We start from the raw sequence: 13,200 nt of genomic DNA, 5'->3' as shown, positions 1-13,200 counted from the left end.
CTTCTGTATTGAGCTGCCTGTCCTGCGCAGGGATTAGGGTGTCGACGCGCCACGAGGCATCGGCTAGAAAACCAAAGCCCTGTGTCCTGCACCTGCGGGTCCTTTTTCGTTTACGCGGAGTTTGCTGAATGCGCGCCCGTCTTCTCGCCGCCGCCTCCCTCACCGTCCTTGCAGCCTCCGCCGCATGGGCCGATGAGGAGGTCACCGAGGAGCGCACGTCTCCGATCAGTACGGCCAACGCAGATGGCCAAGGCAATGCCGACAATATCGTGATCAGCGAGAATGGCCGCGTCACTCTCACCGGCCAGACCGGCCCCGCGGTATTGCTGAACTCCGACAACTCGGTGACGCTCGAGAGTGGCAGCGTCGTCCGCGTAGACAATGTGAGCGGGGCGACCGCGATCGAGGTCCAGGGCGGCAATGAGGGCGAGCTGGACATTGGCGGCGCCATCTCGCTCAGCGACGATTACCAAGCCGAAGACGGCGATGACGACGACATGCTCGATACCGATGGTGACGGCGAGCCTGACGGAGATCTTGCCGAAGCCGATGGGCCATTTGCCGAGGAGACCGACAAGGTCGGCGTCCACGTCACCGGCACCTCGGCGTTCATCGGCGACATCGTCAGCCAGGCCGGTTCCTCGATTTCGGTCGAGGGCCAGAACTCTTACGGCCTGCTGGTCGAATCCGGCGGGATTGACGGCAACCTCAATCTTGGCGGCAGCGTGTCCATTGTCGGCGAGAACAGCACAGCAGTTCTGGTTCGCGGCGGTGTGACCGGCGATGTGACCATTGGTGGTGCCGTCAACTCACGCGCCCCCGCCGGCGAAGGTATCGCGATCGAGGGCGATATCGGTCAGGGCTTCCAGCTCACCGGCACGGTGACCACGAGCGGCTACCGCCCCAATTCGCGCCCCTCTGAAATCCTGATGCCGGCTTATGATGTGGGCGACGATGACCTGAATTCCGGCGCTGCCATTCGGATCGCAGGCAATGTCCAGAACGGCATTTATATCTATGGCGGCTCGGATGAGGCGGCCGCCGGTCAGATCATCGTGCGCTCCGAGGCTCCCGCTCTCCACGTTCAGCCGGGTGCCGGGTCGGGCGATGTGACCATCGGCCGGGTGGTGCTGCCTGAGGGTGTGGATCCGGCCCGTGAGAGCCTTGAAGACCGCACGCTGGACTATGGCCTGGTCCAGGAAGGCGATATCACCGCGCTGGGAATGTTTGACGGGAAGAACGCGCAGGGCGTACTGCTCTCCGCAAGTGAGGACGGTCAGCGGTCTTTGACGATCGAAGGCGGCGTCCACAACACAGGCCGCGTTGACGTGAATGCGTTCGACGCGACGGCAACTGCGGTGCGGCTCGGACAGGGCGTCAGCACCCCGCTCCTGTTGAACGAAGGGACCATCACGGCGCGGGCAAGCCGCGGCTATGATGGCGACGGCTTCGCCGACAATCGCATTGGGACAGGGCGCGCTTTCGGTCTCGTTGTTGATTCAGGCGCCGATATACAGGAGCTCAGAAACGCCGGGACGATCGGGGCAATCGTGGCCGGAGATGGTGACGGCGGCGCTGCGATCCTGGTTCAATCTGACTCTCTGCAGTCGATCGAAAATTCCGGCGTCATCGCTATGGCGACAGAGAGCCTTGTCGAGGGTGCTTCTGTGGAGGCGCTTGCACTCGATGCGCGCACGCAAACAGCCGGGCTGACACTGCGTCAGTACGATGCCGACACCAGCGATACTGCGACGCCTTCGATCACCGGCAACGTTCGCCTTGGAAGCGGCGCCGATACGGTGCGCCTGGAAGCCGGCGCGCTGAATGGCGATCTCTTTTTCGGCGATGGTGACGACAATTTTGTTCTGCGCAACGCCAACTTCGGCGGCGCTCTGTCCGATACGGACGGCCGCCTGACAATCGACGCTGAAAACGCCACACTCACGTTGAACTCAGGCAGTGCGCTCAACCTCACTTCCGCTCGCTTCGGGACCGGAGCCGCGCTCGATGTGCTCATCTCGACGGGCGCCGATCCGGACACGGCATTCCTGGCCGCGTCCGATACGATCAGTTTTGAATCCGGCTCCGAATTGAGCGTGTCTCTGCAGAACCTCATTTCTGCAGATCAGACCTTCCAGATTCTGACTGCGGGCGATCTTCAGATCGACACTGCAGACGGCAATCTCACGGCCACCGATGCGCCCTATCTCTACAACGCCTCCGTCGTGCGGCCGGCAGCCGACCCGAACTCGCTCGTTCTATCCTTGGAGCGCAAAACGGCCGGCGAACTGGGCATGGATGCCAACCAGGCGCGTGCCTATGATCCCGCCTTCCAGGCCGTGCTGGCTGTCGAGGAGCTGGGAGCCGCCTTTGCAAGCTTGCGCAATTCTACCGACTTCTTCGCGGCGTATGACCAGCTGCTGCCTGAGTATGCGGCCAGCGCGATCCAGTTTGCTCTCGCATCCAACGACGCGGCTCAAGGCGCCCTCGGTACGCGGTTGCAGAATGCACGTCTGTCGCCCGACGAACTCGCCGGTGTTTGGGTTCAGGAGTTCGGCTATTACGCAGACCGCTCCGGCAGCGCGCTTGGTCCGGGCTATCGCGGCGAGGGTATCGGGCTTGCTCTTGGTATCGACCGGCCGATGGGACCCTTCTACGCCGTCGGTTTCAACGTGGTCGGTGCGGCCAGCGAAATCGAGTCTGTCGGCGGATTTGATGATCCGATGGTCGCCCTCACCGGGCAACTTGGCACCTACGCCGCGCTCGATCTTGGCGGCTGGGACGTTTCCGGCAGCGCCGCGCTCGGTTACGATCGCTTTGAAACTGAACGTAATATCATCGTTGGCAGCTTTAGCGCGACGAGTACGGCTGAATGGTCTGGGTGGCATGTCACGGCATCAAGCTCGGTCGGACGCGATTTCCTGATTGCGGAAAACTGGATCCTGCGTCCCGAGGCCAATCTCACCTACATGTCGCTGTTCGAAAGCGGCTATACTGAAAGCACCACCAGCTCGGGCAATAACCCGCTTGGCCTTATCGTCGATGACCGCGAATCCTCGACGTTGACTGCAGCGGCTACGCTTTCATTGGCACGGCGTTTCGGTACCGACACATCATGGTGGGCACCTTCGGTGCGTGTCGGTTATCGCGGGGACTTGCTGAACGGGGATGCAGAAACGACCGCCCGCTTCGGCGAATCTGGCAGCCCGTTCACCTTGCAGGGAGCAGAGCTCGCAGGCTCCGGCGGCCTGGTCGGCCTCGGCCTTTCTGCCGGGTCAAATTACTCCACGTTTACATTCGCTTACGACGCAGACGTGCGGGAAGATTTCATTCGCCATGTGGCGCGCCTCATTATTCGTCTGACCTTCTAGTGACGGCTTGCGAAACCAAGAATGACGACTTAAAGTGGTTTTTGTTCTCGCTCCTGCCCCCTCACTCTACCAGGAGCAGAGATGCGAGCCGGTGACGCGCCCCCCTCTATCGCGCACCGGCTCCTTTTTATCCTCATCGCCATCCTGGCCGGCCGGCTCGTTCACCAAAGATCAACCTTGACGTGACTTCATCGTGCCATGCGGCACGTCTTGACCCTTCTCGTCTTCGGCCTGGCCTTGAGCGCCTGCGGGCACCGTCCGCCGGATCAGGTGGAAAATGCCTGCCTCATTCTGGAAGATAATCGTTCCTGGTGGCGCGAGGTTCAGCGAACCGAGCGGCGCTGGGGCATTTCGCCCGGCGTCCAATTGGCGATCCTGAAGCGGGAATCCAGCTTCAACGCACATGCCCGGCCGGCACGCCGGCGGCTTCTTGGATTCATTCCCGGTAGCCGCCCCTCCAGTGCTTACGGGTACGCACAAGCCCTCGACAGCACCTGGGACTGGTATCGCAACGAAACCGGTCGTGGCGGCGCCGACCGGGACGATTTTGGTGACGCAGTCGATTTTATCGGCTGGTACTCGATGCAAAGTCGGAACCTGTCCAGCATCTCGCTTGACGATCCCCGTTCGCTCTACCTTGCCTATCACGAGGGCCATGGCGGCTTTAACCGGCGCAGCTACAACAGCAAAAGCTGGCTCTTGCGCGCGGCTTCTCAGGTCGAAAGCGATGCTCGCAACTACGATGCCCAGATTTCGCGCTGCCGGAACCGGCTGGATCGTGGCTGGATCCCGTTTCTTTAGCCGGTCGCGATAATAGACGTTTTCCACCCAAAACTGCGCCGCAGAGTTCTCATCACCCCTGCCCCTCGGGCACTGTGAATGAACAATGTCCAGTGATTCGCAAAACGACCTCTTTGGCGGCAGCGCCTCCCCTGCGCGAAAGCCTGCAGCACCCAAGGCTGCGGAGCCTGTCACGCAAAAAGCCGTGGTCCGGGAGGACGCCGTGCGTCCCACCGCGGCAAAGGCGGCAGCCTCCGACCCCGGTTACAACGCGTCCTCGATTGAAGTCCTTGAAGGGCTCGAGCCGGTCCGGAAACGTCCGGGCATGTATATCGGCGGCACGGATGAACGCGCCTATCATCACCTGTTCGCAGAAATCCTCGACAATTCGATGGACGAAGCCGTAGCGGGACACGCAGACCGGATCGAAGTCCTCCTCGATTCAGACGGGTTCGTGACAGTGACCGATAACGGGCGCGGCATCCCGATCGACCCCCACCCCAAATTCCCTGAGAAGTCGGCGTTGGAAGTGGTCATGACCACGCTGCATTCCGGCGGCAAATTCTCCGACAAGGCCTACCAGACAGCCGGCGGACTTCATGGCGTAGGTATATCGGTGGTGAATGCCCTTTCAGAGGAAGTGGTAGTCGAAGTGGCGCGCGACAGGCTCCTCTGGCGCCAGTGCTATGCCCGCGGTCTCGCAACCTCGCCGCTGGAAAAGGTCGGGGCCGCGCCGAACCGTCGAGGCAGTTCGGTCCGCTTCAAGCCCGATGCCGACATCTTCGGGCCGCGGGTCCATTTCCGCCCTGCGCGTCTGTTTGCCATGGCGCGAGCCAAAGCCTTCCTGCGCCGGGGCGTGGAAATCCGCTGGAAGTGCGTCCCGGAACTGGTCGAGGGCACCGAGACGCCCTCCGAGGCGGTGCTTTCCTTCCCCGGTGGTCTAGCCGACCGGATGAGTGAACTCGCCGCCAAGAGCGCGTTGGTTACCTCGGAGCCGTTCTCCGGCCGGGTGGAACGCGATGGCCGCATGGGTGCGGTTGAGTGGGCTGTCGCCTTCTCTGCAAACGGGTTTGGCGAGAATGACGGATTCACTCAGAGTTTCTGTAACACCGTCCCCACTCCGCAAGGAGGGACGCATGAACAGGGCTTGCGGGCTGCATTAACCAAGGGATTGCGCGCCTATGGTGAGCTCTCCAACGTAAAAAAGGCTGCTCAGGTGACCGGCGATGACGTGATGGGCGGAGCCGGCGCCCTGGTGTCGATTTTCCTCAAGGATCCCGAATTTCAGGGCCAGACAAAAGATCGCCTGTCCACGCCAGAGGCCCAACGCCTTGTCGAGGCAGCCGTTCGCGATCGGTTTGATCACTGGCTGGCCGCCCGGCCCAAGGAAGCAGCCCTGCTTCTCGACTGGGCAATCGAGCGCGCCGACGAACGCCTCAAGCGGCGCAAGGAAAAGGAAGTCAAACGCCAGTCCGCGACACGCAAGCTCCGCTTGCCCGGCAAGCTGGCCGACTGCTCGTCGCGCAATCCGGAGGGCTCGGAGATATTCCTGGTCGAAGGCGATTCTGCCGGCGGGTCCGCCAAACAGGCCCGCGACCGACGCACCCAGGCAATCCTGCCGCTCCGGGGCAAGATTCTTAACGTTGCATCCGCCTCCATGGACAAGGTCGCGGCGAACCAGGAGATCTCAGATCTCATGCTGGCGCTCGGATCCCGTCCGGGGCAGAAATTCAATCCTGAAGAGCTTCGCTACGAGCGCGTCATCATCATGTGCGACGCAGACGTGGACGGCGCCCACATCGCGGCGTTGCTGGCGACCTTCTTTTACAAATTCTGTCCGGGCCTCATCGAATCGGGCCGCCTTTTCATGGCTCAACCCCCTCTCTATCGACTGACCCAGGGCGGCAAGACGCTATACGCCGCTGATGACGCAGAGAAAGACCGGCTCATCGAGACCGAGTTCAAGAAATCCAAGGTCGAGGTCGGGCGATTCAAGGGTCTGGGCGAGATGACACCGGCCCAGCTCAAATCGACCACGATGAACCCGGCGACGCGATCGCTCGCTCGGGTCACCGTTGAAGCCGGTTACAAAGAGACGGCAGACAGCCTGGTCGAAACCCTGATGGGCAAAAAGGCCGAGTTGAGGTTCCGCTACATTCAGGACCATGCCCCCTTCGTCGAGGAATTGGACGTCTAGCCCCGGCCGGTCCCTGCAACGTGGCGTAGGCGATGCACCTCAAGCCAAGAAAATTGAGCCTGCCCCTTTCATCGCGAGCGGATTCCGGCAAGGCTAACGTCGCATTCGGGAGTCCTTGCATCCCGGTACTGACGAATGGGGAGATATTCTTTGAAACACTACGGCTTGTATCTGGGCCTGGCCTCCGTTCTTGCCTTGACGCTGGCGGCCTGTGCCGACGACGCGTCGGGTGACGGCGACCGCGAAGCCCGGAGCGGAAACGATCAGGACGATAGCGAAATCGTCAGGGTCGACCCGAACCCCTATCCTTCCACCTACACGCCTCCGCCATCCGGCCTGACGCTGATCCGCGGAGCAACTGTCTTTGACGGCGTCGGGGGAGAGTTCCAGAATACCGACCTGCTGATCCGCGATGGTGTGATTGCAGAGATCGGGGAAGGTCTTGAAGCGCCGGACGATGCGCAAGTGGTCGACGCTGAAGGCCGTTTCATCACGCCGGGCGTTGTCGATATCCACTCCCATCTCGGCGTCTACCCGTCACCGTCCACGAATGCGCACTCCGATGGCAACGAGGCCACCGATCCTGTGACCGCTGAAGTCTGGGCCGAGCATTCGGTCTGGCCCCAGGATCCTGGGTTTGACGCCGCTCTTATCGGCGGTGTGACGACGCTACACATCCTGCCCGGTTCGGCGAACCTGTTCGGCGGTCGCGGTGTAACGCTGCGCAACGTGCCGGGTCGGACTGTCCAGTCGATGAAGTTTCCCGACGCGCCCTACACCGTGAAAATGGCCTGCGGCGAGAACCCCGCACGCGTCTATGGCGGCCGCGGAAGGTCGCCCGCGACCGACATGGGCAATATGGCCGGTTACCGTAGCTCGTGGATTGAGGCCTCGCGTTACCGCGACAGCTGGCACGACTACTGGGAACAGGCCGAGGACGGCGAGGATGTCGATCCGCCCAACCGTGACCTGGAGCTGGACACGCTCATGGGCGTGCTCGAGGGCGAGATACTGGTCCAGATGCACTGCTACCGCGCTGACCAGATGGCCCAAGTTCTCGATATGGCCGATGAGTTCGGTTACCAGGTTTCGGCCTTCCACCACGGGGTTGAAGCCTACAAGATTCCTGACCTCCTGGCCGAAGCCGGCACGTGTGCGGCTGTGTGGGCCGATTGGGGCGGTTTCAAGATGGAGGCTTACGACTCCATCCGCGAAAACCTGGCCCTCACCCACGCTGGCGGCGCCTGTGCGATGATCCACTCGGACAGCGAACTCGGAATTCAACGTCTCAACCAGGAAGTTGCCAAGGCACTGGCCGACGGTCGCCGTATGGGGCTCGACATCAGCGATGCGGATGCGATTGCCTGGTTCACCTCCCGTCCCGCGCAAGCACTCGGAATATTTGAAGAGACAGGGTCTATCGAGACCGGCAAGCGCGCCGATATCGTGCTGTGGTCCGACCACCCCTTCTCCAGCTACGCCACGGCCGATCAGGTCTTTATCGATGGCGCGTTGATGTATGATGCCGAGGACGAGACCCGTCGGACGGTACGCGACTTCATGCTTGGCCAGCCAGGCGAAGGAGACAACTAGAATGAAACGTCTTCTCACCGCGATCGCCGTTGCAGCGATCACTTCCCTGCCCGCGCTCGCTCAGACCGTGGCCGTCACCAATGGCCGCGTCGTGACCAACACCGATGGAGGCGTACTGAACAACGGTACGGTCATCATCCGCGACGGAGATATCGTCGCCGTCGGTACGGGACTCGACCTACCCCAAGGCGCCGAAGTCATCGACGCGAATGGCGGCTGGATCACACCCGGTCTTTTCCATCCCGCGACCCAGCTCGGCCTGATCGAGGTAGGAGCGGAATCCTCCACTCGTGATACCGCGGCAGACGAGAGCGTGTTCAATGCCACGCTCCGCGTCTCGGACGGCTTCAATTACGAGGGCAGCCACATCGACGAGTCGCGTATCGACGGGATCACCCGCTTCGCGCTCTATCCGTCCACTGGCTCCTCCATTCTGGCGGGCCGCGGCGCGCTGGCCGACTCCTCCGGGGAGGCAGGGAGCCTGTTTGCTGACGACCAGTTCATGCTGGTTGACCTGTCGCGCTCAGGCGCACGCACCGCCGGCGGCTCCAAACCCGCGGCATGGGCCTATCTCAGGGCAGCCCTGAACGATGCGCGCACCTATCCGGGGCGCTACATGTCGAGCCAGACCGGGATTGTTCTCAATCGCGCGGATGCACAGGCGTTTGAAGCGGCGGCCCGTGGCGAGATGCCCATCATTTTCGCAATGGACGACAATGCCGACATCCTTCGCCTCATTGCGTTCAAGGAGGAAAATCCGGGCCTGCGCGTCGTGATCATGGGTGGCGCCGAAGCACATACAGTGGCGCAGGAACTGGCGAATGCCGATATTCCGGTCATTCTCGACCCTATGCGCAATCTGCCCGACTCCTTCGACGTCCTGTCCTCTTCCATGGAAGCGGCCGGACTTCTGTTCGACGCGGGTGTCGACGTCGCCTTCTCCACAGCGGCATCGGATAGCTACTTCAACACGCGTCTTCTCACGCAGCACGCAGCGATCTCGGTCGCTCACGGTGCCGACTGGGCCGATGCCTTCCGGGCCGTCACGCTGACCCCGGCTGAGATCTACGGCTACGGAGACCGGTTCGGCGCCCTGGCGCCGGGCTATGCGGGCGATCTCGTGGTCTGGGATGGAGATCCGCTCGAAGTCATGAGTGCGCCCACCCATGTCTTCATCGAGGGCGAAGCGCAGAGCATGGAAACGCGCCAGACCCGGTTGGCCCAGCGTTATGCCGAAATCCGGAGCGATGCCGAATACGCCTATCACCATTAGGCAACGCTTCGCTCGAGAGTACATCTAATTACGGCCCGGCCGCGTTGACAGCGCGCGCCGGGCCTATATTTTCGCGTCGCACGAGGACCTGCTTCAAGAGTCGCCGATTCATCAGGTCTCTTCCGCCCCACAATGAAAAATCAAGGGCAAGTACAAGCGAGGCGCATGACCTTCGAAGAACTGGGGCTCGGCCCCACACTGTTGTCCGCCATCAAGGATGCCGGCTACGAAACTCCGACCCCGATCCAGGAACAGGCGATCCCGGTCGCCCTGACCGGGAGAGATGTGCTGGGCATCGCCCAGACCGGAACCGGTAAAACCGCCTCCTTCACTTTGCCGCTGATCGAGCGTCTGTCGCGTGGCCGTGCCCGGGCGCGTATGCCGCGCTCTCTCATCATCTGCCCGACGCGCGAACTCGCCGCGCAGGTGGCGGAGAATTTCGAGACCTACGCTAAGAACCACAAGCTCACGATGGCCCTGCTGATCGGCGGCGTGGCCTTCGGTCCCCAGGACAAGATTCTGGATCAGGGCGCTGACGTTCTAATCGCAACGCCCGGACGCCTGCTAGACCAGTTCGAGCGCGGCAAGCTGCTGCTGACCGGGGTCCAGATTATGGTGGTCGATGAAGCCGATCGCATGCTGGACATGGGCTTCATTCCCGATATCGAGCGGATTTTCAAACTCGTTCCGCCCCGGCGCCAGACCCTCTTCTTCTCTGCGACCATGGCTGACGAAATCACACGCCTGGTCAACACCTTCCTGAACGACCCCGTCCGCATCGAAGTGACCCGTCAGGCCCAGACGGCCGATAACATCAACCAGCTATTCGTGCGCATTCGCGACAAGACGCCCGCCGCCAAGCGCGACGCGCTGCGCAAGGCAATCGAGCGCGAGGGCGTGAAGAACGGGATCGTCTTCTGTAATCGCAAGCGCGACGTGGATACGGTGGCCCGGTCGCTCCAGCGGCACGGATTCTCAGCTGCGCCGATTCATGGCGATCTCGAACAATCACAACGGACCCAGACTCTGGCAGATTTCAAGTCAGACAAGGTTCGCCTTCTGGTGGCATCAGACGTGGCTGCCCGAGGGTTGGACATTCCGGCCGTGAGCCATGTGTTCAATTTCGACGTTCCGCGTAGCGCCGACGACTATGTGCACCGGATTGGCCGAACCGGACGTGCAGGAATGAGCGGCGAAGCGATTACCATCGTGACGCCAGAAGATAGCAAAGCCATTGATGCGGTAACGAAGCTTATCGGCTTCGTGCCGGAGGAATTGAAGCTTGGAGCTGGCTCGGCCCAGGCTGAGAAGAAACCCTCTGAGCCGGCGAAGAAAGCCGCAGAGGAGCAGGACGCCCAGACTGCTGCCAAGCAGGAGAGCGGAGCGAAAGAAGCCGAAGCCGCTCCTCCCAGAGAGCCTCGCAAGCGCACGAGTGGCCGCCGCCGTAAATCGGAGACACAGTCGCGCCCCGCGCGCCGAGACGAAGGCACGACTGCCGAGACCAATCCGCGACCAGCGCGATCCGCACGTCGGGACGAAACAGAATCGGTGGATGCCGCCGTCGGATTTGGTGACCACGTGCCGGAGTTCTTGCTGCGCCCTGCAATCCGCTAGCCGGGAACATAATTCGAAGCCTGTTTACCTCATCTTTCCATATCTCCGCGTAGTGTCAGCGAAAGATACCCGCCTCGGCAGAAGCGCCTGAGGCCAGTTAACGGGGATAGGCTTGTGAACGGACGGCTGCACACCGAGGAAGGCATCACTCTTGCCCAGCGCGCGCTGGAGATGATGTCTGAACACAAGATTGCTCCGACACCTCAGAATTACTCGGTGTGGATCGCTTATGCATCTGACTCAATTCCAGAGCTTTGCGAGAACATAAAGTCGCATCTTGATCGGGGCGCCCCGATCGATGAAACCGTCAGTGAAGAGCTTTACGACCGCTTTTTCACGTTCCGGCGCATGCAGGACGCGGTTCTGGACACAGGCGGCGCGATGAGCCGCGAGCTTGGAGCAGTCGTAAAGACCCTCGAGGCAGCCGAACGCGATACCGCCGCCTACGGGGAGGCCCTCGCCGGCGCGAGCGGCCAGCTAAACAAGCCGACCGACGAAGCCACATTCAAACAGATGGTTGAAGGCCTGGTCCAAGCGACCGCGCGCATGCAACGCCGTTCGCGAGACTTGGAGAAGCGCCTCCAGGAAACCTCTCAGGAAGTCGATCAACTTCGCCATAACCTTGAAAAGGTGCGCGAGGAGGCGATGACCGACGCGCTAACCGGCGTGGCGAACCGCAAGCGGTTCGACGAAGCCATGCGCAAGGCCCGCCGCGGCGCCGAACTGCAGGGCGAAGACTTCTCGCTCATTCTTTGCGATATCGACCATTTCAAGCGCTTCAACGACACTTGGGGTCATCAGACCGGCGACCAGATCATCCGTTTTGTCGCCGCATGCTTGTGCCGGTACTCGAAAGATTATCACGTGGTGGCGCGCTATGGCGGCGAGGAATTCGGCTTCGTCTTGCCCCGCACCAGCATCAAGGAAGCGCGCACTATTGCCGAGAAGATCCGTTCCACGGTCGAAAGCAAGCGCCTCTTGCGCAAATCGACCAACGAGGATCTCGGTCATATCACCGTCTCGCTCGGCGTTGCCGCATACCACAAGGGCGAGTCGATCGAATCCCTCATAGAGCGGTGTGACACCAATCTCTACAAGTCCAAGCAATCTGGCCGAAATCGGATCACCGTGGACATCGAGACCGAACCGCAAACCCGGAACGGCGCTGCTGCGGCCTGACCCGCGCAAAAGGTCCCCTCCCTCGCATTTGCCGGGACGGGGGGCCCTGCGGTGGGCAGCTAATCGCCCATCGAGCGCTGTCGCCAGCCAAACTTGATCGATAGACGCTAATCAGCCGAATTGGGTCACGCAAACGCGTCCAGGATCACGGCGCCGAGCGGGTGATCACCCTGCTGGCGGCGCTGTGGCAGCGAAGCTCTCTCGCGCAAACCAAGTCTGCGCGAACTTAGCCAGTCCCGGCGCGCGTGCGCGCCAATCGAACTCGCTATAGCGAAGGTCCAGATAGCCGAGCGATATCGCTATCGCCAGCGCTCCAAGATCGACAGAGCGGTCGAACTGCCCGCGCTCGGCCTCAAGCGTCTCAATGGTCCGCGCGATCGCTGCCTCCCAGCGCGCTTGCCAGAAATCCCACCGCAAACCCTCATCACGTTGAACTTCGATCCGCCGCCCCATTGTCAGATCGAGCAAACCATCGGCAATAGCCTGCTGGCGCATCACCAGTACGCGGCTTTCCCCGCGGGACGGAATCCATAATTCGTCGTTCAGCGTGTCAAGGAATTCGCAGATATGGGCCGAGCCAATGATCGCCGGAGCCTTCTCACGCGAGAGTGTCGGGACCTTTCCGAGAGGATTGGCTGCGTACAGCTCCGCAGGATTGTCGAGCGGGCTCGCTTCCACGCACTCTACCTTGCCTTCAAGGCCCTTCTCGATGATCAACGCCCGGCATTTGCGGGCGTAGGGAGACGTTGAAGAGTAATAGAGCCGCATTGGCTATCCCATTGCCTGTGCTTGATTATGTCTTACAGGGACGGCTCATTGCGAGCCGTGACTAATCCTCTAGCTCGGCCGGGACGAGCGTCACACTTTCACCGCAGCCGCAAGCATCGGTCTCGTTCGGATTGCGGAAGACGAACTTTGCGTGAAGCGGCGTCTTCTCGTAGTCAATTTGTGATCCGAGGAGGAAAAGCAGGGCTTTGGATTCAATCACAATTTCTACGCCTTTGTCCTGCACCCGCTCATCAAGCGGTTCAGGTGCTTCCACGTAATCCATCACGTATTCCATGCCTGCGCAGCCACCGTTCTTCACGCCGACGCGCAAATACCCCTTGCCCGAGCGTTCCATCAGGGCCTTGACCCGCTCAGCAGCGGCATCGGTCAGTTGCACGGCCTTGGGTCTTGGACGGCTCATGATC

9 protein-coding genes are annotated in these 13,200 nt (G+C 61.5%); 7 read left to right on the top strand and 2 right to left on the bottom strand.

What is annotated here, in order from left to right; genetic code table 11:
• Positions 1 to 128 precede the first annotated feature (128 nt).
• The 7 genes from E5162_RS03775 (at position 129) to E5162_RS03745 (ending at position 12,007) form a co-directional block, all read left to right on the top strand.
• Positions 129 to 3,371 (top strand): autotransporter family protein, encoded by a 3,243-nt coding sequence (locus tag E5162_RS03775; RefSeq protein ID WP_135943602.1) that lies wholly within the window; start codon positions 129 to 131, stop codon positions 3,369 to 3,371.
• 210 nt (positions 3,372 to 3,581) lie between these two features.
• On the top strand, positions 3,582 to 4,172 hold the full coding sequence (locus E5162_RS03770) for a transglycosylase SLT domain-containing protein (protein WP_233342139.1): 591 nt from the start codon (positions 3,582 to 3,584) through the stop codon (positions 4,170 to 4,172).
• Positions 4,173 to 4,257: 85 nt separating this feature from the next.
• The gene (gene parE / locus E5162_RS03765; RefSeq protein ID WP_135943600.1) at positions 4,258 to 6,348 is read left to right on the top strand and encodes a DNA topoisomerase IV subunit B; all 2,091 of its coding nucleotides are present in this window, start codon (positions 4,258 to 4,260) and stop codon (positions 6,346 to 6,348) included.
• A 150-nt stretch (positions 6,349 to 6,498) separates the two neighbouring features.
• Positions 6,499 to 7,941: an amidohydrolase gene (locus tag E5162_RS03760; RefSeq protein ID WP_233342137.1), complete on the top strand. Its 1,443-nt coding sequence runs from the start codon at positions 6,499 to 6,501 to the stop codon at positions 7,939 to 7,941.
• A 1-nt stretch (position 7,942) separates the two neighbouring features.
• Positions 7,943 to 9,214, top strand: coding sequence for an amidohydrolase family protein (locus E5162_RS03755; protein WP_135943598.1), 1,272 nt, complete (start codon positions 7,943 to 7,945; stop codon positions 9,212 to 9,214).
• A 165-nt stretch (positions 9,215 to 9,379) separates the two neighbouring features.
• A complete protein-coding gene (locus E5162_RS03750; RefSeq protein ID WP_135943597.1) occupies positions 9,380 to 10,828 on the top strand; it encodes a DEAD/DEAH box helicase in 1,449 nt (482 codons plus the stop codon).
• Between the two features lie 114 nt (positions 10,829 to 10,942).
• Positions 10,943 to 12,007 carry a GGDEF domain-containing protein gene (locus tag E5162_RS03745; RefSeq protein WP_233342136.1) on the top strand — a complete coding sequence of 355 codons (1,065 nt, stop codon included), beginning with the start codon at positions 10,943 to 10,945 and terminating at the stop codon, positions 12,005 to 12,007.
• Positions 12,008 to 12,172: 165 nt separating this feature from the next.
• Here E5162_RS03745 and E5162_RS03740 read toward each other — a convergent pair whose 3' ends face one another.
• The gene (locus E5162_RS03740) at positions 12,173 to 12,775 is read right to left on the bottom strand and encodes a glutathione S-transferase (protein WP_135943596.1); all 603 of its coding nucleotides are present in this window, start codon (positions 12,773 to 12,775) and stop codon (positions 12,173 to 12,175) included.
• A 61-nt stretch (positions 12,776 to 12,836) separates the two neighbouring features.
• Entirely contained in the window at positions 12,837 to 13,199 is a 363-nt protein-coding gene (locus tag E5162_RS03735; protein WP_174234989.1) for a HesB/IscA family protein, read from the bottom strand.
• Position 13,200 lies beyond the last annotated feature (1 nt).

The sequence above is a fragment of the Marinicauda pacifica genome (assembly GCF_004793635.1).
Classification (GTDB): Bacteria; Pseudomonadota; Alphaproteobacteria; order Caulobacterales; family Maricaulaceae; genus Marinicauda; species Marinicauda pacifica.
The sequence above is the reverse complement of the archived record's forward strand: the minus strand, read 5'-3'. Positions and strand labels throughout refer to the sequence as shown.